Here is a 24,275-nt window from a genome sequence, read left to right as displayed (position 1 = left end):
TTTTTTTATACGGTCAAACTGCGATACTCGTTTGGCGTAATGCCTTCTACTTTTTTAAACACTTTTCGAAAGTATTTATCATCATGATATCCAATCATATTCGCAATTTCATAGATTTTTAGTTCTTCATTTAGTAAAAGTGATTTGGCTTTATTCATTCTGACTTTCACCATATAATCTGAAATGTTTTCTTGAAATTCTTGCTTAAACTTTCTCGAAATGTATTCACGGCTTAAATAGAAACGTTCCGATATTTCTTGAAGCTTCACATCTCGATGAAAATTTTGCTGCAAATATTGTTCGATCTCATAAATAACGTCGCGATTGTTTTGCTTGCTATACCTTTTTACTACTTTTAAAAAGCGCTTTACTTCATGCTTCTTTCTCTCTACATACTTTGCTAGCTGAAACTGCCCATCTTGGTTATAGAAAAAAGAAAGAACATATTCAGGACCGTTATTTATCGTATAAGGAATGTGATATCTTTTTAACCAATGCTGACTTAACAGCTGATATTCCTGCTCAAAATGCAGAATTTGCTTTAATGATAGATAATTTTGTGCTTCAAAAGCTGTGATAATTTCATTGAATACCGGCAAAAAGGCTTCAAACTTCCCGACTTGCAGCGCTTCTTCAATTTTACTGTTATAATCCATCATATTTATTAATAAAGCACTTGCTAAAACGTCTTGCTCGCCGTAGACCTTCACTTTATTTTGATCAAGAACATTGCTTAATAAAAGCGAGTTTTTCGCATCTTCATAGGATTTCATTAGCTGATCAATAGAAGAAACTTTGCACCCTCTTGCAATCCGACAGCTCACGTCTAACGTACGGCGAATTGCTGTATGTAAAGTCGTCAGTAAAGAGGTTATGCGTTCAAAATCATTCCAAAATATAATGATAATTTCCCACTTATTTGATAAATAACGGAAGGCTACTCCATTTTCTGCTGCCATCAGCATTTCATTGATTACATTTAAAATTGAAAAATAGGCTAAATCCCGGTCACCGCCAAAAGAACGAATGATAGATTCATCTACACGTACAATCCCCACTTCATATTCTCTAGTCAGATGGAAACCAAACTCTTCATAGATTGATTGATTTAGCAAATAATTGTTCATTAACTGCGTCAGTTTTCGATCTCGATAAATCGGCTTCATTTCATTGATTAAACGATAGCTGCTATTATGAACTTTTCTGGACTCTTCTTCTTTCTTCCATTGGGTTACAGCTCGTATAAGCGTATCGTTTAAAATCGAAGGATCCACTGGCTTTAGAATATAATCCGTACTTCCAAAATGAATAGCTTTACGCATATAGTGGTAGTCATCATACCCTGTTACCACAATCGTTTTGCTAGAAGGTGAATTCTCTTTAATCCACTCCAACAAAGCAATTCCATCGATATTAGGCATCTTCATATCAGTAAAAATGATTTCCGGTCCGTGATCCTCGATAAGCGCAATCGCTTGCTCACCGCTATCAGCTTCTATCACATCTGTAATTTCATGCTCTTCCCACTGTCCAAGCAGCTTTATTCCTTCTCTTACATGCTCTTCATCATCCACGATTAATACTTTCATCACTATCCCTCTTTTCTTCAATTGTTGTTAGCTTTATGACAACGGTAAAATCGTGATTTTCTTGACTGCTAATTTGCATTGAAGCATGATCTCCATAGTAGATGCGAAGTCGTTCGTAAATGTTTTGCAACCCAATATGCTCATCTGTTTGATTATACGATTGCTGGAGTCTCGTTTTTAATTGATTCAACTCTTGCTGCCCTATCCCTTTTCCGTTATCAGAAACAGTTAGAATCAGTTCTTCGCCGTTCAAATCCGCTGAAATCAACAGCTTTCCGCTTCCTGTGCGGGTTTCGAATCCATGCTTAAAAGAATTCTCAACAAGAGGCTGCAAAATCATTTTCGGTATTCGCATAAGCTCTGCCTCTTTTTCGATATTTAACTCATACTCAAACTTTGAACCAAACCGCTGCTTCTGCAGACTTAAGAAAGCTTTTACGTGATCGACTTCTTGCTTTAAGCTAACGATATCCTCTTTCATATTCATGCTGTAACGCATAATGTGCGAAAGTGAGGTTAATAAAGAATATACTTCAACTGCTTTATGCTTAAGAGCAAGAGTTCCAATCGATTGAAATGCGTTGTATAAAAAATGCGGATTAATTTGTGACTGCAGCACTTTTAGCTGCGTTGATTTATTTTCTAATTCCAATCGAAATTTACGTTCAATCAAGTCATTAATTGTTTCCACCATAGAGGTAAAATGCCTTCCTAAAACACCAAATTCATCGTTTCCAAGCGATTTAAACCGCACCTCAAATGATCCTTTTTCCACTTCTTTCATATTGCGAATCAATACGTTAATCGGCTGTGTAAAACGTACTGATATAAAAAGCGTAGCGATAACGAGCATACACAGAAATGGCAGGCCAATTAATACATTCATAAGTGCTGTCTTTCTTGCATCCTCATATAAAACACTGTAAGGAATTCGTTTCACAATGTACAAGTTCTCAAAGGGCTGTTTAAGCTTTTCATACATTAATACGCCTGAGAAGCTTTTATCTTCCCATTCCATGCTATGGTCTTTTTGAGAAGTAAGCGCCTTCACCCACGCGTAATTTTCATTTTTTCCAATAACCTTTGAATCAGAGGAATACAAAACCTTCCCTTTATTGTTCATTAAATAAAAATCTTCTGACTCTTCATTATATAGGCGCTGCGATATAGATTGAATTTGTGTCATATTAATGTCTAAAGATAGATAAGCTAACAACTTGTCTGATGGAATCTCATCAATCCGCTGATGAAAGCTAATAACTTGATTCGGCAGTGAATCAATTAACGTTGATAAATTATTGTAGCTATAAATTTCATGGGTAGGCTCAATCACAAGAAATTTATGATTTTTATTTAAATAAGAATAGTAAGGCTGAGTGTAAATATCATCGTACTTCCCTCTGCTGCTCACTTTTGAATTGTAAGCTGTATACGAGTCATGCCCGTTTTCAATGTAAAGATGGAGCTGTTCAATCTCTGGACGAGTATTATATAAATAAAGAAGAGTTCGTGATATTTCCAGTTGATTGGCTCCTAAGTCACTTGATACACCTTCATCTAACACTTTAATAAATGGGTGGTAGCCGTACAGCCTTTTTGTAATATTAGCAATTTCATTTAAGTAATCGCTCAAATCATTGCTTCCGTTTTTAATAACTTGATAGTTGGTAGAAATAAATCGATTCTTAACCGTTTCTTTGGTGTATTGATACGTAAAAATCGTCGAAATTAAAAATGGAATAACCGTTGCGAATAAGAAAAACAAAATTAATTTCTTGCGTATGCTCCAGCCTTTCACAAATAACCTCCTTTGACTAATGTCATACATTATGACTATTATTATACATTAAAAGCGCTTTCAATTGACTATTATTTTTTCATAACTATGAATCTAATCAGCTATTTTTTCACGCCAAAAAGTCCGCGTTTTCCACGCGGACTTTTTGTTTACTTTTTCATTTTTGCCCAAATTGTATCTAATTTCTTCATAAACTCTTCTTCCGTCATTTGCTTGCCTGCATAAGACTGCATTGCTGCTCCGACTTCTTGAACCGTTCCTTCCGGATACTTAAACCAGTTCCAAGATAATGTTTTACCTTCTTCAGAGTATTTTAAGATATCATCAGATAAAGAATCGATTCCTTTTCCATCGATGTTTTTGAACGCTGGAATGAACTTGAACTTTTCAACTAAGAATTTTTGACCCTCTTTAGAAGAAACCATCCAATTTAAGAATTCCTTCGCTGCTTTTTTATCTGCATCTGGCGCATTTTTGTTCACTACCCAGTTATTTGGAACTCCGATTGCTAATTTATCATTTTTCTTCGCATCGTTGCTGATTGGCATTGGAATAAAGCCCATTTTCATGTCCGGATTAATTTTCGTAATCATATTTACCGTCCAGTTACCTTGTTGCATCATTGCTGTTTCACCAGAAGCAAATTGAGTAACTTGTGTATTGTAGTCTGTCGTTAGTGGATTTTTATTTCCATACTTTAACGTTAAATCGAACAGATTCATAAATTGCTTAAACGTTTCATTGCCTTCAAATTTTGCTTTTCCTTCGTTTAGACCTTTAATAAACGCATCTGGATCGTCTTGCTGTGCCATTGGAATATTAAATAAGTGGTTACCTAGCACCCACCACTCGCCGTATCCATTAGAAAATGGCGTAATGCCTTTTGCTTTAAGCTTTTTAGAAGCTGCTTCTAATTCTGACAGCGTTTTAGGTAATTCTTTAATGCCTGCTTTTTCAAATAAATCTTTATTATAAATAAAACCATAACCTTCTAAGTTTAGCGGCTGACCATAGATTTTTCCGTCCATTGTCATCGGTTCTTTGGCGATATCATACAGATTATCTACCCACGGCTGATCAGATAAATCTTCTAATTTATCCTTCCACGTTTGCGCTTCTTGGAACCCTCCATTGTTAAAGATATCAGGTTCATTTCCAGAGGCAAACTGTGCTTTTAATGCTGCACCATAGTCCGCGCCTCCGCCGACTGTTTGGATGTTAAACTTTACGTTTGGATGTTCTTTTGTATATTCATCCGTTAATTCTTTCAGCTGATCTGCAATTTCCACTTTGAACTGGAACATATCAATAACAACTTGATCACCTGAGCCTGTTGATTTACTTGCTTTTGAATCCGTACCTGAGTTTGAACATGCTGTCGCAAATAAAAGTGATGTTGCTAACACGCCAGACATTATTGAAAGCCTTTTCATTTTCATTCGTTTTGCCCCCCTTGATATCTATCTCTCTTTATTTTACCGATTCTAGGACATTTGAACAGGTAACAATATTGAACAACCGAGTGGAAAATATTGAACACCCCCTTCAGCAACCTTCGACAGGTCTCTCTTCTTCCGCAAAAATTTCTATAAATTTTTTGTCTGTTTTATTCCACCTAATAACATTTATAGACAAAATTATGTTAATATGTAGAGTGATAGATTCATAAGAAAATTTATGAATTTTTTTAACTTGTATAAACAAAGTGAAGGGGTTTACATGAAAACTAAAAAGCGCAAAAAAACACATGTCTCATTTCGAATTAACTGGCTGTTTATTGTGGTTTTCCTGCTTTTTTCTGCACTCATTTTACGATTAGGCTTCGTACAGATTGTGTACGGAGAGAACTATAAACGAGAAGTTGAAAAAACAGAAGATGAAACGGTAGATTCACCGGTTCCTCGCGGAAAGATGCTAGACCGCTATGACCGCGTTATCGTGGATAATAAACCGTTGAACGCTGTCACGTACACGCGTTTGAAAGGCGTCACTCAAGAAGACAAGCTAAAAGTAGCTAGAAAGCTTGCCACTCTTATTGATGTTCCTGTTACAACAGACGTGTTTGGCAAATCGGATAAAAAGAAAGATAAAAATACGATTAAGCTAACAGAACGCGACTTAAAAGATTACTGGATTGCAACTCATCCAAAAGCAGCAGCGAAAAAAATTACCGCAGCGGATAAGCAAAAAGTAAAAGAAGAAAAAATTTCTGAAGATGATTTGTATCCTCTTCAGCTGAAGCGTATTACTAAAAATGAACTTCTATCGGTGAAAGACGACCTTGAAGTGATTGCCATTAAAAGCAAGATGGAAGGCGGGTATGCGTTAACTGCTCAAATTATTAAAAGCGGCTTAACTGATAAAGAGCTTGCCGTTATTAGTGAGCAGCTGAGTGACTTGCCGGGCGTCGATACGACAACTTACTGGGACCGTATGTATACATACGATGACTTACTTAGCACCCTGCTTGGTAAAATCACATCAGCTGATGAAGGATTGCCAAGCGAAAACTTACAGTACTATTTGTCACACGGCTACAGCCGTAACGACCGAGTTGGAAAAAGTTATTTAGAAAAGCAGTACGAAGACGTTCTTCGCGGTCAAAAAGCGCGCATACAAAACGTAACCGATCGCTCCGGCAACTTAGTGAGCCAAGAGACCGTTACTGAAGGTCAGCGCGGCAGTGACTTAATTTTAACAATTGATATGGAGCTGCAAAAGCAAGTCGAAGATGTTTTAACGAAAGCTGTACTTGAAGGCGCTGCTAGGAACCGCCTGATGGACCGAGCGTTTGCTATCATGATGGATCCACATACAGGAGACATTTTAGCGATGGGAGGAAAACAGCTTGTTACTGACAAACAAACAGGAGCACGCAAAGTTCAAGACTTCGCGCTTGGAAATCTTACAACTTCTTATGAAGTAGGTTCCGCTGTTAAAGGAGCGACCGTTCTAGCCGGACTTGACTCAGGTGCAATTCAGCCTGGCACGGTTTTTTATGACGCGCCAATGAAGTTTGCTGGTACTAAACCGAAGAAATCCTCTCATAATATGGGAGCTACAGGTATCGAAAAAGCCCTTGAGCAATCTTCTAACGTTTTTATGTATAGAACGATTCTAAACATGGCTGGTGAAACTTATCGACCTGGTGGATCATTGCATATCTCACCGTCTATTTTTAATAAGATGCGTTCATACTACAGCCAGTTCGGTCTTGGCATTCCAACTGGAATTGATTTAGAAAACGAATCAACCGGTATTCGTAATACTGTAACAAATGAACCTGGTAAAGCTCTCGACTTTGCAATTGGTCAATACGATACGTATACACCGCTTCAGCTTGTTCAATACATTTCAACAATTGCCAACGGTGGATACAGAATGAAACCTCACCTTGTGAAAGAAATTCGTGAGCCTGAACTTGACAGCGAACTAAAAGGAAGTATACAAAGTTCCGTGGAACCACAAGTATTAAACCGTATTACCATGAATCAGTCACAAATTGACATCGTAAAGCGTGGTTTTCGTCGTGTTGTTACTGCTCAAGGCGGTACTGGGCACGCCTTGTATACAAATCCAAAATACAGAAAATATAATATAGCAGGTAAGTCAGGAACAGCTGAAACCTATAATCAAGGCGTAAGCGTACGTAACTCCACTTTTGTCTCTTATGCGCCTTATGATAATCCTGAAGTAGCCGTAGCAGTTGTTATTCCTTCTGCGTATGTGGCTGGAGCGAATTCTGGAGGACAAAGTAAAACTATTACAGGTGATGTTATTGATGCCTACTTCAAGCTTAAAAAGCAAGGAAATACAGAAGTAGAACAAAAAGAAGAAGATGCAAAAACAGGGAATACAGAATTAAACGGTGTAAAAAAAGATACTAATGAACAATAAAAAAAGGTCTCGTCATGAGACCTTTTTTGTTTTTTCTATGAAAAAAGCCCATCTCACTGAGACAGACCGCGTAAAAAGTATAGTTCAATTAATTCAGCAATTTTTTCTTCTGAAAGCGGCTCATGCCGTTTTTCCCAATCATAGACGAGTGCAATGTACATTTTAAATAGTAGAAAAGCTGTGAGCTCCGGGTTGCACGGTTTGATTTCTTTTTTAGAAATCGCAATTTCGATTTTGTTTTTTATATAAGTCAAAATCTCTTCTTCTACTCGCACCAGCACTTCTTGCACTGCTGTAGTGCCTAACTGCTGTTCCTGTACCAGCTTCAGCATGAGCTGATGCTCAGTGCGGAATTCTAAGATTCGAAAAATAGCTGCTTGGGCATTTTCAAAAAAAGGACGGTTGCTATCAATGACAGTTTCAGCTGCATCTGTCATTTCTCGAATCATTCGTGTAACAATTTCATCGAATAACTCTTCTTTGTTTTTAAAAAAAGTATAAATCGTTCCTTTTCCGACATTTGCAAGCTTCGCCACTTGCTCCATAGTCGTTGCTTTATATCCAAACAGCGCAAATGATTTTGACGCTGCATCAACAACTGATTGCTTTCGGTCTATAGCCACGTTATCCCCTTCTTTCTGACCAAATGAATATTTCAGTCAACAAGTACGGTTTTACTATAGCATAAGTTTCTTTTGCTTTTCAACCACAATCTCTTCTCTTAGTATAACCTTTCTCTACAGGTAGTAGACAAAAAAGCGGAGCATTGATTCACCGCTCCACTTCTACAGTTGCTGCACATATTTAACCGCTTTTTTAGCCACATCTTCTCCTTGCTCTACACATTCTGGTATACCCAGACCTTCGTATGAGCTTCCCGCTACATAAAGACCGGCAAGCTCTTTTTCAAGCTTTTCGTTCATCGTATCTAGCATATCGTGATGTCCGACCGTATACTGAGGCATTGACTGCTTCCATCTCGTTACCGCGTAAAATTCGGGCTCAGCAGAAATTGTGATGAGCTTCTTCAAATCCTCCAGGACAATTTTGAAAATTTCATCGTCAGGCTGATCCACCACAGCTTCATCCCCGGTTCGTCCAACTAAACATCTCAGCAGCACTTTTCCTTCCGGAACCGCATGCGGCCACTTTTTATTTAGCCATGTGCACGCCGTAATCGTGTAATCGCTATTTCTTGAAACGGCAATGTTCATTGCATCTAGATTGTCTTGCAGCGCTTCTTGTGCAAAGGCTATCACAACAGTAGCAACTGAAGTGGAAGGCATATGCTTCAACGGTTCGAATATTTTATATTCCGAAAGCATAGACTGAGCAGCTGCATGAGGAGAAGTTACAATAACGCTGTCTGCTTTTATTACTTTCCCGCTATTTAACGATAATTCATATGTGGTATCTTCTTTATAAATTTTCTCTACTTTTATTCCTTTTGTAATAATATCAGGATCTATTGCTTTTTCTACCCCATCTACTAGCGATTGAAGACCTTCTTTTAATGTTAAAAAGACACTATTTTTTTTAAACTCCGAATCATCACCGTGCTGTGGGTGAATTTCTTTTAGCTTTTTCATTCCAACAATTAAGCTTCTATACTTATGTTCAGCATGCAGAAACTGTGGAAATGTTGATCTTAAACTCAAACGATCAACGTCTCCTGCGTAAATTCCTGATAATAGAGGCTCAATTAAATTTTCAACAACTTCATCACCAAACCGTCTTCTAAAAAATACGCCTAGCGAACGGTCATCCTGATTTTTTGTCTTCGGTATAAAAAAATCAGCTGCTGCGCGCAGCTTGCCAACAGGTGAAAATAACCCTGTTGTGATAAAAGGAGATAACTTGGTTGGTATCCCCATTACAGCACCATCAGGCAGCGCATGCGGTGTATCTTTTACTAGAATATAGGATTTTCCCTTTTCATTTCCAACTAGCTCCCTGCCTAGCCCCACTTCTTTTGCCAGTTTTGTAGCAGCTAGCTTACGCGCTAAAAATGAATCAGGACCTTTTTCAAATAAATACCCGTCTCGTTTGACCGTTTGAATTTTCCCACCAAGCCGATGCGTCGCTTCTATTAGTTGAAGATCAATTGGCAGCTGATGATCCTTTATTTTTTTTTGCAAATAATAGGCAGCTGAAAGACCTGTTATTCCTCCACCGATGATGACAACCTTTTTTCGTCTATCCGTCATGTTATCATCGCCTTTTCTGTAAAATTCAATATAAAGAGAAGCGATTATGGAAATCCATAGCTCGCTTCTTACTTTTCTTTATATTGATTATAAGTTACTTTTCGTCCCTGTTCAACGTACAAAGAATCTATATTGACTTAACGGGCAATTCGTTTTAACACAACTGTAGCTAACCCATCGATAAATTCAGGCTGTGCATTCGGCATTTCAGGGCGGTAATAATCAGCCCCAATTTCATCTGTCACCACTTTGCATTCGTAGTCGTTATCATAAAGTACTTCTAAGTGGTCTGCGATAAATCCAACCGGGGTATAGACGAACGAAGTATAGCCTTTTTCTTCATGCAATTTTCTTGTTAAATCTTGGACATCAGGACCTATCCATGGCTCAGGCGTATTTCCAGCACTTTGCCAGCCAATTTCGTAATGTTCAATACCAGCTGCTTGTGCAATTAAATCCGCTGTTTCTTGAAGCTGATTTGGATATGGATCTCCTGCTGCAATAATTTTTTCTGGCAAGCTATGCGCAGAAACAATCAACACGGCTTTTTGGCGTTTCTCTTCGTCTATTAAATCAAACGTTTGTTTAACACGTGTAGCCCAGTACTGAATGAACTTTGGCTCACTGTACCAGCTTTCTACAGAATGAATGATTGGTCCTCCTAATTTTTCAGCCGTTTCTTTGGCGCGCCCATTATAGGATTTTACGCTAAACGTTGAAAAGTGAGGTGCAAGCACAATGCTGACCGCTTCTTTAATTCCGTCTTTATGCATTGCTTCTACTGCATCTTCAACAAATGGTTCAATATGCTTTAAGCCAAGATACGCTTTAAATTCAATTTCATTCTGCACTTCATTCAAGCGCTTTTCCAGACTTTCCATTTGCTGTTGCGTAATTTTTGCAAGAGGTGAAATGCCCCCGATTGCTTCGTAGCGGTTTTGTAAATCTTCTAAGGCTTCCGGTGAAGGTTTACGTCCGCGGCGGATATGTGTATAGTAACGTTCAATATCTTCTTCTTTATATGGCGTTCCATATGCCATTACAAGTAATCCCATTACTTTTTTACTCATGTGTTCGACACCTCTTTGTTAGATTCAATACTTGTCTTCATTTTGCCATGAATAAAAAGAAAAATTCAAAGTTTAGCGCTCCAAATTATTTGACAATTTATTGTCTATTTGCAGAATATTCATGAATAAAGGTTGTTAAACGCTTCAACGTTTCCGGCTGAACCTGTGGAAAAACGCCGTGCCCTAAGTTAAAGACGTAACCAGGACTGGCCATCCCTTTATCTAATATTTCTGTTACACGTTCTTCAATAACTGCCCATGGAGCTAACAAAATAGCAGGATCTAAGTTTCCTTGCAGTGTTTTTGTTAAGCCTAATGCACGTGCTTCATCCAGCTGCGTTCGCCAATCTAATCCCACTACATCCAGCGGAAGATCATGCCATTCTTTTGCCAAATGACTTGCTCCTACTCCAAACATAATGAGCGGTACATTTTTTTCACGCAAAGAGGTGAAAATTCGCTCCATAACAGGTTTTATAAAGTAACGATAATCCGCTACATTTAAAGCACCCACCCATGAATCAAAGATTTGAATGGCTTTTGCCCCAGCGTCAATTTGCGCTTTTACATATGTAATCGTCATATCTGCTAACTTATCCATTAGTGCAAACCATGCTTTAGGTTCCGTATACATAAATGCTTTTGTTTTATTGTAATTTTTTGAAGGTCCTCCTTCAATCATATAGCTTGCCACTGTAAAAGGAGCACCCGCAAAGCCAATTAGAGGTACGTTTAACTGTTCTGTTGTTAACAGCTTAATCGTATCTAATACATACGGAACATCTTCTTCCGGCGTAATTTCTCCTAGTTTTTCTACATCGCTTAAAGATTGAATTGGATTAGAAATTACGGGACCAATTCCTGACTTGATTTCAACATCCACTCCAATTGAAGGAAGCGGTGACATTATATCTTTATATAAAATAGCTGCATCCACTCCGTACTGTTCAACGGGCAGGCGTGTTACGTATGCTCCAAGCTCCGGCTGATGAGTGATTTCAAATAAAGAGTACTTCTCTTTTAGCTTTCGGTATTCCGGCTGCGAACGCCCTGCTTGGCGCATATACCAAACCGGAACATGATCCGTTTTTTCCCCTCTACAGGCTTTTAAAAAAGTATCGTTAAACGTTCCTTGACTCATAATTTCCACCTTTCTCGATTGTCTTCCATCCGTATTTTCTTCGATTAGACAGACAATAATCAGCAAAGGAACATACCGGTTCCTCTACTGATTAAAGTTTCACGTTATATTCTCTACTTGTCACTATACCCATTTCTTTACGACTTGTATAGCCACCTGCTAAAAATGTCAAAAATTCGCCCTACTCTCCCTTTTTTTATTGAAAAAGAGCAGGTGTTACTTCATTGGATTTTTTTCCTTTTTGTTTTGTTTGGGAATTGTAAGGAACTACATAATAAGTAGGACTGTCGAGCAGATTCACACGCTCTTTTTCAAATGCTCCTTTTCCCTTCACTTTGCCAATTACTTCGGCTTTATCTCCTTTTTTCTCATAAACATAATAAACAGCTCTTTTATCAGGTGAAGGTGTCCACGATAAATTTACCGTTAGCAAACCAAATGGATGGAATGTTAATTCTTGTTTTAAGTCTTTAACTTGCTCTAAGCGTATTGGTTTTGGCAGATCTTTAACGCCTGCTGGTTTTTGAAATGCAGCTTCGTCGTAACCAGCTCTTGTGAGAATGTCTTTAAACAATAGAGTCGGATAAGAACTTCCTTTTGTTAAATAATGCTGGTCATTTGTAGAATCATATCCCATCCACACGCTTCCTACAACATCTGGCGTATATCCAACGAACCAAGCATCCCTTGTGGCTCCTTTAACATTCGTATACGAAGTAGACCCTGTTTTTCCTGCTAACTCTCCTTTAAACTCTCCATTTTTTGCCGTTCCTTCTTTAACAACTCCTTGAAGCATTTTTGTCATATACCAAGCCGTCTGTTTTGAAAATGCTTTGTGAGTGTCGGGAACAGCTTTTGCAATCACTTTTCCGTCTTGATCTTTTATTTCTTGAATAAAGTACGGTTGGATGTTTTCTCCGTTTTCAGCAAATGCCCGGTACGCTCCTGCTAATTGAAGCGGTGTAATTCCTTCCTTTAATCCTCCAAGAGCAATCGCAAGCCCTTTATCTTCTAAAGGAATTCCTAGCTTTGTGAGATACTGTTTACTTGTTTCAACTCCTAGCTGATTCAATGTCCAGACAGCAGCTGCGTTTTTAGAATCTTTTAGGGCATCGTACATCGTTACCTTTTTAGCATATTGGCCGTCTACATTTTTAGGTGCGTATCCCCCGTAGCTTCTAAGCTTGTCTTGCAGCAAAGAATAAGGCTTGAATTGACCTTCTTCTAACGCAGGGCCATATACCGCAATAGGTTTCATCGTAGAACCTGTCTGTCTTTTGACATTTACGCGATTGAGCGATTTTTGTACATAATCTCGTCCTCCCATAACAGATAAAACTCCTCCGCTTTTGTTATCGACTAATACAAAAGCACCTTGGGCACTGTTATCTGTACCTGGAAAATAACGATTTTCTTTCATCAGCTCGTAGGCGGCTTCTTGTACTTTTGTACTCATAGGTACTTTGACCGTATAACCGCCGCGCAGAAGCTCATTGCTCGAAAGGCTGTATTTCTTCTCTGCTTCTTGAATAACCATATCGATATAGGTTAAATACGCTGGGTTTTTAGCCTGTTCCTTTACGTTCAACCCCAGCGTTCTTCCTTGCAAACGGACATTTTTTTCAGCTGATAAATAACCTGCTTTTTGCATGGCATTTAACACAACATTTCTACGTTCTATACTTTTTTCTGGATGTAAAATAGGAGAATAAGAATTCGGTGCTTTTGGCAGTGCAGCGAGCAGTGCACCTTCTTCTACCGTTAATTCGGAGACATCTTTATTGAAGTAAAGCTTGGATGCAGCTTGGATTCCATAGGCTCCATGTCCAAAGTATATTTGGTTCAAATACATTTCAAGCAGTTTTTGCTTACTGTAACGCTGCTCCAAGTTAATGGCCACCACTACTTCTTTTGTTTTTCTAAGCAGTGTTTTATCATTAGATAAAAACACATTTTTAGCCAGCTGCTGTGTTAAAGTACTTCCTCCTTCAACACTTCCTCCAGCCAATATATCTCGGTATAATGCTCGACCAATAGATTTAAAATCGATTCCGTGGTGTTCATAAAAACGAACGTCTTCAATTGAAATAAATGCTTGTTGCACATGCTTTGGAATCTTGTCAATTGAAACCAAGTCCCGATTTTTCACATAGAGCTTTGTTAATTCGTCTCCATTTTCGTCCACTAATCTCGTAGCCGAGTCCATGACGATCTTTTTCTCATCAATTACATAGTTTCCAAGAAACAAGATGATAATATATCCAATCAATCCTAATAGAAAAATTCCAACTAAGGCAGCAATTGCGTATAAGCCTTTTTTGTACATCATGCCACCCCTTTTCTTTCGCTAAATTTTTGATAATATAGAAAACAACTTCATCAATGTTTTACTTTACCATCTTCATTAGAAGTTCACAATTTTTGAATTTTTGTGTGTAAAATTTTATAATTTTAGTATGATTTACAATTGTAAATTGTATGCAATTCCCAATTAGAAAGGAAGTATAATCCATGAAGATATTTATTACTTACGGAACAGGCCCTTACCTTCAGAAGTTGATCGACGAACATCCAAGCGAACGTTTATTACTGCTTCACAAAGATGACGATCAATTTGCACTAGTTCACGAAACAGATGGAGATACAATTTTTAAAGAAGGACATGCTTATGAAGTATTAGATGCTTCTGGAGATCTTGCAGATAGCGGATTTGCTGTACTAAATAATATTTCAGTTACAGATGAAGGCCGCCCTTTGTTTGAACAGCGATTTAGCCAACGAGCTCGTTTAATTGAAAGTGAACCGGGCTTCTCAGCTATTCGTGTGCTTCGTCCACTGCAAAATGACACATACATTATCTTTACAGGGTGGAAAGATGAAAGTTCATTTAGCGATTGGCAGTCTTCAAAAGCCTATGATGAAGCACACAAAAAACGCGGTACGTCAGAAGGCGTGGATCAGCAACCGTCGATTTTCTCTCGCCCTTCTTATGTGACCTCATACCACGTAGTTAAATAAGCAAACATCCTCCTAGTAGGCGAGTATCACAATAGGCGCAAATGTCATATTGTATACTACATCACCTATTGGGAGGAATTTTTATGGGCATAGAGCTTGGAGCTCTTCATTGGATGTATGTCCTTTTTATCGTCTTCATTATCGGCTTTATGGTTATGCGGCGAGATACAAGTATCCTTTGTATACTCGGGATTTTTTTGCTTTCCTTAACGGCTACCTCTTCGTTAAGCCACTCCGTCAGCGCTGTTTTTTCCAGCTTCATTTATGCCATTACAGAACTGCTTCCTACCATTTTAATTATTTCAATTATTGTATCCATGAGTAAAGTCTTAATGGCTACAGGAATAAATGAATCGATGATTTCACCTTTTGCTCGCCTCATTAAAACACCTGCTCTTGCCTATTGGGTTATTGGATTAGTTATGATGACCATCTCCTATTTTTTCTGGCCTTCTCCAGCCGTTGCTTTACTTGGAGCCGTGCTTTTACCAGTGGCCATCCGCGTAGGGCTTCCAGCTATAGGCGTAGCTGTAGCGATGAATTTATTCGGCCACGGCGTTGCGCTTTCAGGAGACTTTGTTATTCAAGCTGCTCCTAAGATAACAGCTGACGCAGCAGGTCTTCCGGTTCACGAGGTGGTTCAAGCAAGTGTCCCTCTGGTCATTGTGATGGGAGTTGTTACGACACTCTCTGCTTTTTACTTTTTAAAACAAGATATGAAGCACAATAGAATTCACGTTCAACCGACAATTTTAACAAGCAGTTCTTCTGTCCAATCCACACCTCTTTCTTCTTCAATACGCCGGGCTTTAGCCATTATAGTTCCCCTTTTCTTTGCTATAGACGTATGGGCAATGTTCGCCCTTCATTTACAGGGAGGAGATGCGACTGCTCTCGTTGGAGGCACGGCTTTGTTTATTTTAGTGGTAGTTTCACTTATTGCTCATAAAGGAAAAGGTCTTGAACAAACAACTTCCTACTTGATTGAAGGCTTGCAGTTTGGTTTTAAAGTATTCGGTCCCGTTATTCCGATTGCAGCTTTTTTCTACTTAGGAGATGCTGGATTCACAACAATCATTGGTGACTTTCTTCCGAAAGGATCACATGGACTTGTAAATGATCTAGGCGTTGCGCTTGCTTCCACTGTGCCGTTAACCGCACAGATCGCTACTGTAACGATAACTGCTCTAGGAGCTATTACCGGATTAGACGGTTCAGGCTTTTCAGGCATTTCACTTGTAGGCTCTGTCTCTCATTTATTTGCATCTGCTTTAGGATCGGGCGCTGCCACCCTAACTGCTTTAGGGCAAATTGCTGCGATTTGGGTTGGGGGAGGCACGTTGATTCCATGGGCGTTGATTCCAGCTGCTGCAATTTGCGGAGTCAGTCCGTTTGAACTCGCCAGACGTAATTTAAAACCTGTAGCGATTGGATTAGTCGTTACAACGATTGTCGCGATGTTCTTAGTTTAAACAAAAGCCCCCTTCTTTTTATGAAGGGGGCCATATGTATATATTTTTTACATGCCTTTTGGAAACTCTTTTTCCGCTGACGGCCTTACATACGCATAAACAAGCGTATAGAAGAAAATGCCTACAATAAGCCACATAAGCCCTAAGCTGTAGCCAGCTAAGACATCTGTTAAAAAGTGTTCTCTTAATAGAATACGGCTCACACCTATTAATAAAACGATTAAAGTAATTGCAAACTGATACCACTTGGCTACCTTTTGACTGTTCATATGCTTTGTTAGAAAAAAGATAATCAGACCGTAGATAAGAATTCCCATCATCGCATGACCGCTTGGAAAACTGTAGCCTTCGATGCCTTCAAGAGGACGTCCTCGTTCTACCGCATCTTTAACTGCTTTATTAATAATATCACCACTTAAAATAAGTAAAAATGCCGATATCATGCCGATATAGTCCTTTTTGAAAAATAAAAAAACGAGAAGTACAGCTAAAAGAACCATAATCATCACTTTTGAAGCTAAAAAAGAAAGGCCATGAAAAACAGATGACGCTGACTGAAGAATGGTATTACCATCTATAGCTGACACAAGCCAGTGATCTCCTTCAAAAGAATTCGTCGACACGGCGAACAACACTCCTAAAAAAACGAGACCCGCAATCCCAAACGCCCACATCAATTTTTTGTACAGGGATACAGTTTGTGAATCTACCATATAGTTACCTCCTATTATCTCATGAGGAAATTGGTAAAAAACTCATTCTTTATCCCTATTTCTCATCTTATGTATCTATTATGTATATAAAGTATTTCATGATTCAATTACTTTTTTCAATAACAACGCTTACATTCTTTTCTTTTTTATAGATAATGATATAATGATTAAAATGTCAAAAAATTCAAAACTTTATTCAACTTATACAGAAAGGATATGGTCATGTGAATTCCAAGCTACATACTTTACTTGAAGAAAAATTTGATGAAATGGTTCAAATCCGCCGATATCTGCATCAGTATCCAGAACCGTCTTTTAAAGAATTTCAAACCGCTGCCTACATTCGGTCTTTTTATGACAAAATCGGTATTTCTTACCGAGCAAATGTAGGAGGAAACGGCATTGTAGCAAGCATTCAAGGAGGAAACCCTGGTCCTACTGTAGCTTTGAGAGCCGACTTTGATGCCCTTCCTATTCAAGATGAAAAAGATGTACCATATCAATCAACTGTTCCGGGCGTGATGCATGCGTGTGGTCACGATGGTCATACGGCTACTCTTTTAGTCCTTGCTAAAGCGCTTTTTGAAATAAGAGATTCTCTCCCTGGTAAAATCGTCTTCATTCATCAGCACGCCGAAGAGTACGCTCCCGGAGGCGCCAAGTCCATGATTGAAGACGGATGCTTAGACGGTGTGGAAGCGATATTCGGAACGCATTTATGGTCATTAACTCCGACTGGTGTGGTTCAATATCGAACGGGCCCTATTATGGCTGCTGCTGATCGCTTTGAAATTACGATCAAAGGAGCAGGCGGACACGGTGCACAGCCCCACAAAACAAAAGATTCAATCGTCATCGCCTCTCAGCTTGTTGTTAATTTACAGCAAATTGTAAGCAGACGTGTAAACCCAATTGATTCAGCGGTTGTGAGCATAGGTTCTTTTGTAGCGGAAAATGCATTTAATATTATTGCTGATTCTGCTCGACTAATTGGAACGGTAAGAACATTTAATGAAGATGTACGAAATGATGTCGAAAAAGAAATCGAACGAATTGTCCAAGGTACATGCTTAACAGCTGATGCTTCTTATGAACTGAGTTATACGCGCGGCTATCCTTCCGTCGTAAACCACCCGGAAGAAACGGCCTTTCTTGCTTCTGCTGCTTCTCAAATCAATGAAGTTCATACAGTCGAAGAAACGGAGCCTCACATGACTGGGGAAGATTTCTCTTATTATTTGCAGCATATTAAAGGAACGTTCTTTTTTACAGGAGCTCAGCCAGAAGGTGTAGATGCTCCTTATCCTCATCATCATCCTAAATTTGATTTTAACGAAAAAGCAATGCTTATCGCAGCTAAAACGCTTGGTACGGCTGCTGTTGAGTATTTAAGAGAACAAGCTCATTCTAAAAACGTAATAAAAGCTAATTAATCATTCAGCAAGCATTCGTACGGATAAGCAGACGAGTGCTTGTTGTTTTATTTTAGGAACCTTTTTCTCACTTAAAACGTAGTATTTATATCGACTGAAATGAGGTGACTTTTGTGAATACGTATGAAGAAAAAGTGTTACAAGAAGCTGAACATTGGAAATTCAGCATGTTGAAACGACCTTCTAAATTTCAACGGACCGCAAAATCTTTACAGCTTAAAATAAATGAAAAAATCCCTGCTAAAGTCCATAAGATTATGACTGAAAGCATAAAAAAAATGGTTGAAACCACGCTTGTTGGATCCGATTTCACCACTAAAAAAAGAGATGTTAGCGGTCTTTCGTTTGAAGAAAAAGAGAAAAGAATTTTGGAGCTCATACCTAAGTACAAAAAAACTGCTGCTGTAGAAGGAGCTGGTACTGGTGCAGGCGGTCTCCTTTTAGGTGCAGCAGATTTCCCGCTTCTTCTTTCCATAAAAATGAAGTGCTTATTTGACATTGCCGCTACGTATGGTTTTGATGTAAAAGAAAAAGAAGAACGCATTTATATGCTGTATATTTTTCATCTTGCCTTTTGCAGCGACGACCATAGAACTAAGCTGCTCGAAGTAGTAGAAAGCTGGGAGGAAAAGAAAGAGGAACTTCTTGAGCTTGATTGGAAAGCTTTTCAACAAGAATATCGCGATTACATTGATGTTGTGAAAATGTTTCAGCTGATGCCGGGAATCGGAGCTGTTGTAGGTGCATATGCTAATTATCAGCTTCTTGATCATCTCACAAAAGTAGCGATGAACGTCTATCGCTTTCGGATATTATCTTCGTCTCAAAAGTAGTCTAAAAACGTAAAAAAAGCTCCATTCGGAGCTTTTTTTACGTTAATTTTTTATTTACATAAGCATTTACAAATAAGTGAATAAATATAGCACCTGCTGCCACGGAAAGCAGTGCAGCAACTATATTAGAAAAAGCCACCACTATGGCGAGGACAAGAATTTGTACATACAGCGCTTTCTTCCATACATCCAAAAATGCCTTTTTTCGTTCTTTAGCTTCAACCGGATAAAGAGAAAGCCATAAAATCTGTTTGTGCTGCTTCCAAAGCGGGAGTAATTGAAAACCCGTCATGTATACAACAAATAAAACAACCACTACATTGCCATATTGAAACGGCGCAGCTACAATTAAAAATCCGCCAATGACAGTTAAGCGAACGAGCAAACTTAAATAATCTCCTGATCGCAAAAATGTTCTGGTGTACAAGTAATGGTAAGTGGCACTTTGACGAAATGGAATACGTGTTAATAGCCAATCTAAATATCTACGGCGTTTGATTCGCTCTTTTACCTGAGGAACGTCCGTAAATAAATTAGCTAATCGATAAAAATAGCCCATGCGCTTTTCTTCTAAGTCAATTAGCTTTTCCCATTTAATCGGCTTTCTTTTTGTAAGGGAGCGATAATAAATGGCTAGCGCAATCATAATCACCGCTACGACTCCTGTAAAGAATACGTATGCATGCGAAAATAAGAAATACGTAAAAACCGCGTTCAAGAAAAACCTGACGATATAATCTGTCCACTTCGCCCACTTTTCTTCAAACCATACGGCCCACCAAGACATGCCTAAGTTTACAACTTTCAAGATGAGTAATAGCAGAAAAAACACAAAAACGTTTGAGTAAGAATCATGCATTACTTTTACATGAAGAGGCGCTGCTGCACCAGTTGCAAATAATAAAATATAAAGCTGAATCGTAAAGGTAAACCAAAAAGATTTTTTAAAATAAGGCTGCAGCTTCGTCTCCAAAGGAAGTAAAAAGACTAAATCAGGTCGTTTTAAAAACGTTTGAATTTGACCCATGGTTAAAATCAATCCCATAAGTATCGCAATCACTACAGCCGAAGGAAACGCAGGTGTTAATGTACTCAACCACTGTTGATAATAGTAGGCCAAACCGCCAATCGCAAAAATTAACACTAATTTAATGTGGTCATTTAAGATATATTTTGTATATCTTCTTACATCCACTAAATACTGCTGAAATCGTTGCTTCCATAATGCATCAATCTTACTCATAGCCTTCTTCCTTTGTTAATTCAATATAAATTTCATCAAGAGTAGCATTGCGCATCTGAAATTCTTCTTGAAGGTCTTTAAGCGTTCCTTGCGCTCTTACTTCTCCGTTATGTAAAATAACAAATTTATCACAGTAGCGTTCCGCGGTCGCCAAAATGTGTGTGGACATTAAAATGCCTGCACCTTGCTTTTTCATATCTGTCATCAAATCAAGTAAAGATTGAATACCAAGCGGGTCTAAACCTAAAAAAGGTTCATCAATAATATAAAGAGACGGCTGAACCAAAAAAGCGCACATAATCATAACCTTCTGCTTCATTCCTTTTGAAAAATGCGCAGGGAACCATTTTAACTTCCGGTCTAAACGAAATTCTTTTAAAAGCGGCTGCAAACGGGCTTCATATGTTTGAGGCTCAAGTCCATAAGCCATAGCTGTCATATCTAAATGTTCTTTTAATGTTAATTCATCGTATAGCACAGGAGTTTCTGGAATAAACGTAAACTGACTTCGATAACCTGTTGGGTCTTGTTGAAAGGTTTTATTATTAATGGATACACTTCCTTTTTTTGCTTCCATTAATCCAATGATATGTTTAATCGTTGTACTTTTGCCGGCTCCGTTTAAGCCGATTAACCCAACTAATTCACCTGCATTTACATCAAACGATACATCTTTTAAGACGGGAGTTTTTGTATATCCCCCTGTAATATTGTTAATTTGCAATAAAGAACCCATCACGATCTCCTTTTATTTGTTCTTTTTTGTCTACAAGCGCAAGCGCTATTTGCTCTATTGTACCAAATCTTTTTCTTCCTCACATCGTTTTCAATTTTTTTCGGTTAATTTTTCCAGAATATAATCGAAATATCGGGACATTCTATATAGGGAAGAAGGAAAACAAGTTATTGATTACAACTAATCATTACAAAGCTTCTTACATTTGGGATGAGGTGTCTACAGCAGGCATATTTCAGAAAACCTTATTGTAAATCGATGTATGTTTGATTCATAAGGGGATGGTAGTCATGAACGTAGTAAGAATCTATATAATGGGTAGACAATAATGTTCATTTATTACTGTGTAAATGAGGTGTTTGTCAAAGACCATGAACGATTTCGTTCACATTGTATATTTTTTTAGCTCAATGCTTAAATGAGGTGTTTGTTAAAGAGAATATACTTTTTCAAGTTACTGTTTCATTAGGCAACGCAATTACGTAAATGAGGTGTTCCTTAAAGATCATATGCTGCATTAAAAGCTATTTTTTCCTTCTTCACATGACGGGATGCATAATCGTTTGCATCCCGTTTTTGTATATAAAATGCCAGTAGCTATTTCTTGCCTGCTGATTGCATTTCTACTTTGTGGTAAAATAAACGTACATGTATACCCATACATTTATATTGGTAACGGAAGGTGAACATAATGAGCACACATGATGAAAACTGTATTTTTTGCAAAATTATTCGCGGTGAAATTCCAGGTGCAAAAGTATTTGAAAATGAACATGTATTAGCTTTTTTAGACATTAGTCAAGTAACAAAGGGTCATACACTTGTGATTCCAAAAGTACATAAAAAAGACATTCACGAACTAACGCCGGAAATTGCGCGCAATTTATTTGAAGTGGTTCCTCAAATCGCTAATGCAATTAAAGAAACGTACAGCCCAATCGGCTTAAACATCTTAAATAATAACGGTGAAAAAGCTGGTCAATCCGTGTTTCATTATCATATGCACATTATTCCTCGCTACGGGGAAGGCGATGGATTCGGTGCTGTATGGAAAGAGCATACAAGCGAATACACGCCTCAAAAACTTCAAGAAATCGCTGGTAATATTTCTTCTCGCCTTTCTTGAAACAGAAAAAGCTTACACATGTAAGCTTTTTTTGTTTTATCTATTCATTTGACACATGTTTAATCAGTTTGTGATATAAAACATAGTGCGGCTTTTCACTTATTATGAACGACTTTCCACCTTAACTTCTAAATTCATACGCTCTTCAATCAATTTTGTTAATGCTCTTGATCCTTCAGGTACCAAATGGACACCGTCTGATGTAAAGTATTCAGGGTGCTTAGAAGCCTCTGAGTACCAATCTACGAGCGTGACGTTATCAAACTTTTCAGAGGCAGCTTTCAAGTTCTTGTTCACCGTGCTTTCCCAGGAACGAGGAACGCGCGTATTCACTAAGTAAACGTCCGCGTGTGAAAAAGCTTTTAACAGTTGTTCAAGTTCTTCATTTGTAAAATAGCCGTTTGTTCCTAACTCAATAATCACTGCGCTGTTCGGATTATTAAATGCTTGATAGCTAGGAGTTAGCTGCAGTGCTTCATTGAGCTGCCTTCCTACTTTTCCGTCAATCGTAATACTAAGCGGCATCTCTTTAAGATTAGGAGCAATATCCAGCATGACCGAGTCTCCAATCGCAAGAACATCTCTGTAAGAATTCGGCTGCTGTTTTTCTTTTGCATCAGATTTTTCTTCCCCGGAAGTCTTTTCCGCGTTCTCTGCTTTTTTGTCTTCCGCTTTGTTCTTGTCTTTGACAGAAGTTGAAGCATTTTCTTTATGATTCGTTTGAATTTTAACCTCTGTCTCTTTTGCTGCCGTTTCATCCTTTTGTTGCTTACTAATAGCAAAGCTTGTCATATCCGCTGTAAACAACGCCAAAAAGAAAATGAGACTGCCCAAAACCGCTTGTCTCGAACGAGAGAGATTACGCCATTTAAAAAGCTCTCTCGGGTGATAGTGCCGGAAATAATAGCGAAAGCCGCGTGTGCGGATAGGCACTTCGATGTAACGGTACGAAAGTTCAGCAATGATAAATGTAAGCCCTACTTGTAACAGCGCATGCCAATAGACCGGGCGGCCAATCTCGGATACAGGTGTTGTAAGAACAATAACCGGATAATGCCACAAATAGATACCGTATGATCTAGTGCCAAGCCAGCGAAGCGGTTTAAACGACAAAGCTTTTCCTAAAAAACTACTAGGATGACTAATCGTTGCAACCAGTACAGCAGCGTTTAAACAAATCAGCAGCATTCCACCTTGATAAAGAAAAGATGCATGAGTATACTCATCAACGCTCCATACGCAGAGAATAAATACAAAGAAACTCACCATACTTACCGCGTTTAATACTTGCTTGCCTACGGCTGGAAGGTTTTTTGATGATAAACGATACATCGGCCAGACAAATGCAAGTAAACATCCGATTAAAAGGGCAAACAGCCGAGTATCGGTTCCATAATAAATGCGGCTAGGATCTCCTCCTGGCTCATATAAAAAAGACATTAGAATAGCTGAGGCCATTACTCCAGCTAAAATGAATAGAGAAAGAATTCCTCTCTTTTTGATAAACTTTAAACCCAACAATAAAACAAGTGGCCACACAATATAAAACTGCTCTTCAATAGCAAGTGACCATAAGTTCTTTAATGGTGACGGTGATCCAAAACTATCAAAATATGAAACTTTATGAAAAATAAACCACCAGTTACTCATATAAAAAATAGACGATAATGCATCGCCTCGTAGCGTTGTTAACAATGGCCGGTTAAATAAAATAACCCACGCTGCAGTTAATACTACCATCACATACACAGCTGGAAGAAGTCTTCTCGTTCGGCTGATCCAAAAATGCTTCAAATTTTTCAAAGGATTTTCCCAAGATTGCACCAGTAAAATCGAGGTAATTAAATACCCTGACAATACAAAGAAAACGTCAACTCCTAGAAATCCTCCAGATGCCCATCCAAATCCTAAGTGATATGCAATGACAGACATAACAGCGAAAGCTCGAAGTCCATCCAAACTATATATATACCTATTTTTCTTTTCCTTTGCACTCATA

At 38.4% G+C, this 24,275-nt stretch carries 18 protein-coding genes; 6 read left to right on the top strand and 12 right to left on the bottom strand.

The window, feature by feature from the left end; all coding sequences use genetic code 11:
• Positions 1 to 5: 5 nt before the first annotated feature.
• The 3 genes from LIS78_RS03110 to LIS78_RS03100 form a co-directional block, all read right to left on the bottom strand.
• Complete coding sequence (locus LIS78_RS03110) at positions 6 to 1,589, bottom strand: response regulator (RefSeq protein ID WP_252284630.1); 1,584 nt, start codon at positions 1,587 to 1,589, stop codon at positions 6 to 8.
• Positions 1,567 to 3,387, bottom strand: a complete 1,821-nt coding sequence (locus LIS78_RS03105) for a cache domain-containing sensor histidine kinase (protein ID WP_252284629.1) — start codon at positions 3,385 to 3,387, stop codon at positions 1,567 to 1,569. Before LIS78_RS03105 ends, LIS78_RS03110 begins: the two co-directional genes overlap by 23 nt.
• Before the next feature lie 149 nt (positions 3,388 to 3,536).
• Positions 3,537 to 4,826, bottom strand: a complete 1,290-nt coding sequence (locus LIS78_RS03100; RefSeq protein ID WP_013081692.1) for an ABC transporter substrate-binding protein — start codon at positions 4,824 to 4,826, stop codon at positions 3,537 to 3,539.
• Positions 4,827 to 5,106: 280 nt separating this feature from the next.
• On the opposite strand from LIS78_RS03100, the gene LIS78_RS03095 reads away from it, so the two are divergent.
• Positions 5,107 to 7,284 (top strand): peptidoglycan D,D-transpeptidase FtsI family protein, encoded by a 2,178-nt coding sequence (locus LIS78_RS03095; protein ID WP_252284628.1) that lies wholly within the window; start codon positions 5,107 to 5,109, stop codon positions 7,282 to 7,284.
• Positions 7,285 to 7,337: 53 nt separating this feature from the next.
• On the opposite strand, the gene LIS78_RS03090 is transcribed toward LIS78_RS03095, so the two are convergent.
• The 5 genes from LIS78_RS03090 to LIS78_RS03070 all read right to left on the bottom strand — a co-directional run bounded on the left by LIS78_RS03090 (position 7,338) and on the right by LIS78_RS03070 (position 14,028).
• Complete coding sequence (locus tag LIS78_RS03090; RefSeq protein WP_013081690.1) at positions 7,338 to 7,907, bottom strand: TetR/AcrR family transcriptional regulator; 570 nt, start codon at positions 7,905 to 7,907, stop codon at positions 7,338 to 7,340.
• Between the two features lie 162 nt (positions 7,908 to 8,069).
• Entirely contained in the window at positions 8,070 to 9,491 is a 1,422-nt protein-coding gene (hemY, locus tag LIS78_RS03085) for a protoporphyrinogen oxidase (protein ID WP_195781240.1), read from the bottom strand.
• A gap of 137 nt (positions 9,492 to 9,628) precedes the next feature.
• Complete coding sequence (gene hemH, locus LIS78_RS03080; protein WP_195781241.1) at positions 9,629 to 10,561, bottom strand: ferrochelatase; 933 nt, start codon at positions 10,559 to 10,561, stop codon at positions 9,629 to 9,631.
• 97 nt (positions 10,562 to 10,658) lie between these two features.
• Positions 10,659 to 11,702: a uroporphyrinogen decarboxylase gene (gene hemE, locus LIS78_RS03075; protein WP_252284627.1), complete on the bottom strand. Its 1,044-nt coding sequence runs from the start codon at positions 11,700 to 11,702 to the stop codon at positions 10,659 to 10,661.
• A 196-nt stretch (positions 11,703 to 11,898) separates the two neighbouring features.
• Positions 11,899 to 14,028: a transglycosylase domain-containing protein gene (locus LIS78_RS03070; protein WP_252284626.1), complete on the bottom strand. Its 2,130-nt coding sequence runs from the start codon at positions 14,026 to 14,028 to the stop codon at positions 11,899 to 11,901.
• 185 nt (positions 14,029 to 14,213) lie between these two features.
• Here LIS78_RS03070 and LIS78_RS03065 point away from each other — a divergent pair, with 185 nt between their 5' ends.
• Positions 14,214 to 14,720 carry an antibiotic biosynthesis monooxygenase family protein gene (locus LIS78_RS03065; RefSeq protein ID WP_209150929.1) on the top strand — a complete coding sequence of 169 codons (507 nt, stop codon included), beginning with the start codon at positions 14,214 to 14,216 and terminating at the stop codon, positions 14,718 to 14,720.
• Between the two features lie 83 nt (positions 14,721 to 14,803).
• On the top strand, positions 14,804 to 16,192 hold the full coding sequence (locus LIS78_RS03060; RefSeq protein ID WP_209150928.1) for a hypothetical protein: 1,389 nt from the start codon (positions 14,804 to 14,806) through the stop codon (positions 16,190 to 16,192).
• A 47-nt stretch (positions 16,193 to 16,239) separates the two neighbouring features.
• Here the strand turns inward: LIS78_RS03060 and LIS78_RS03055 are convergent, their stop codons facing one another.
• On the bottom strand, positions 16,240 to 16,905 hold the full coding sequence (locus tag LIS78_RS03055) for a phosphatase PAP2 family protein (protein ID WP_252284625.1): 666 nt from the start codon (positions 16,903 to 16,905) through the stop codon (positions 16,240 to 16,242).
• A gap of 224 nt (positions 16,906 to 17,129) precedes the next feature.
• Here LIS78_RS03055 and LIS78_RS03050 point away from each other — a divergent pair, with 224 nt between their 5' ends.
• Both LIS78_RS03050 and LIS78_RS03045 read left to right on the top strand, forming a co-directional pair.
• Positions 17,130 to 18,338, top strand: coding sequence for a M20 family metallopeptidase (locus LIS78_RS03050; protein WP_286676940.1), 1,209 nt, complete (start codon positions 17,130 to 17,132; stop codon positions 18,336 to 18,338).
• 113 nt (positions 18,339 to 18,451) lie between these two features.
• Complete coding sequence (locus tag LIS78_RS03045; RefSeq protein WP_195781246.1) at positions 18,452 to 19,171, top strand: EcsC family protein; 720 nt, start codon at positions 18,452 to 18,454, stop codon at positions 19,169 to 19,171.
• Between the two features lie 37 nt (positions 19,172 to 19,208).
• On the opposite strand, the gene LIS78_RS03040 is transcribed toward LIS78_RS03045, so the two are convergent.
• On the bottom strand, positions 19,209 to 20,414 hold the full coding sequence (locus LIS78_RS03040; protein ID WP_252284624.1) for an ABC transporter permease: 1,206 nt from the start codon (positions 20,412 to 20,414) through the stop codon (positions 19,209 to 19,211).
• Positions 20,407 to 21,150 carry an ABC transporter ATP-binding protein gene (locus LIS78_RS03035; protein WP_013055321.1) on the bottom strand — a complete coding sequence of 248 codons (744 nt, stop codon included), beginning with the start codon at positions 21,148 to 21,150 and terminating at the stop codon, positions 20,407 to 20,409. Before LIS78_RS03035 ends, LIS78_RS03040 begins: the two co-directional genes overlap by 8 nt.
• A 691-nt stretch (positions 21,151 to 21,841) precedes the next feature.
• On the opposite strand from LIS78_RS03035, the gene LIS78_RS03030 reads away from it, so the two are divergent.
• The gene (locus LIS78_RS03030) at positions 21,842 to 22,276 is read left to right on the top strand and encodes an HIT family protein (RefSeq protein WP_252284623.1); all 435 of its coding nucleotides are present in this window, start codon (positions 21,842 to 21,844) and stop codon (positions 22,274 to 22,276) included.
• A 102-nt stretch (positions 22,277 to 22,378) separates the two neighbouring features.
• Here the strand turns inward: LIS78_RS03030 and LIS78_RS03025 are convergent, their stop codons facing one another.
• The gene (locus tag LIS78_RS03025; protein WP_209150925.1) at positions 22,379 to 24,274 is read right to left on the bottom strand and encodes an acyltransferase family protein; all 1,896 of its coding nucleotides are present in this window, start codon (positions 24,272 to 24,274) and stop codon (positions 22,379 to 22,381) included.
• Between the last annotated feature and the right edge of the window lies 1 nt (position 24,275).

It is taken from the genome of Priestia megaterium, assembly GCF_023824195.1.
GTDB lineage: Bacteria > Bacillota > Bacilli > Bacillales > Bacillaceae_H > Priestia > Priestia megaterium_D.
The sequence above is the reverse complement of the archived record's forward strand: the minus strand, read 5'-3'. Positions and strand labels throughout refer to the sequence as shown.

Coding starts and splice junctions, on each gene's coding strand:
- LIS78_RS03110 (WP_252284630.1), bottom strand. CDS start 1,589: ATGAAAGTATTAATCGTGGATGATGAAGAGCATGTAAGAGAAGGAATA.
- LIS78_RS03100 (WP_013081692.1), bottom strand. CDS start 4,826: ATGAAAATGAAAAGGCTTTCAATAATGTCTGGCGTGTTAGCAACATCA.
- LIS78_RS03095 (WP_252284628.1), top strand. CDS start 5,107: ATGAAAACTAAAAAGCGCAAAAAAACACATGTCTCATTTCGAATTAAC.
- hemY (WP_195781240.1), bottom strand. CDS start 9,491: ATGACGGATAGACGAAAAAAGGTTGTCATCATCGGTGGAGGAATAACA.
- hemH (WP_195781241.1), bottom strand. CDS start 10,561: ATGAGTAAAAAAGTAATGGGATTACTTGTAATGGCATATGGAACGCCA.
- hemE (WP_252284627.1), bottom strand. CDS start 11,702: ATGAGTCAAGGAACGTTTAACGATACTTTTTTAAAAGCCTGTAGAGGG.
- LIS78_RS03070 (WP_252284626.1), bottom strand. CDS start 14,028: ATGTACAAAAAAGGCTTATACGCAATTGCTGCCTTAGTTGGAATTTTT.
- LIS78_RS03065 (WP_209150929.1), top strand. CDS start 14,214: ATGAAGATATTTATTACTTACGGAACAGGCCCTTACCTTCAGAAGTTG.
- LIS78_RS03060 (WP_209150928.1), top strand. CDS start 14,804: ATGGGCATAGAGCTTGGAGCTCTTCATTGGATGTATGTCCTTTTTATC.
- LIS78_RS03055 (WP_252284625.1), bottom strand. CDS start 16,905: ATGGTAGATTCACAAACTGTATCCCTGTACAAAAAATTGATGTGGGCG.
- LIS78_RS03040 (WP_252284624.1), bottom strand. CDS start 20,414: ATGAGTAAGATTGATGCATTATGGAAGCAACGATTTCAGCAGTATTTA.
- LIS78_RS03035 (WP_013055321.1), bottom strand. CDS start 21,150: ATGGGTTCTTTATTGCAAATTAACAATATTACAGGGGGATATACAAAA.
- LIS78_RS03030 (WP_252284623.1), top strand. CDS start 21,842: ATGAGCACACATGATGAAAACTGTATTTTTTGCAAAATTATTCGCGGT.
- LIS78_RS03025 (WP_209150925.1), bottom strand. CDS start 24,274: ATGAGTGCAAAGGAAAAGAAAAATAGGTATATATATAGTTTGGATGGA.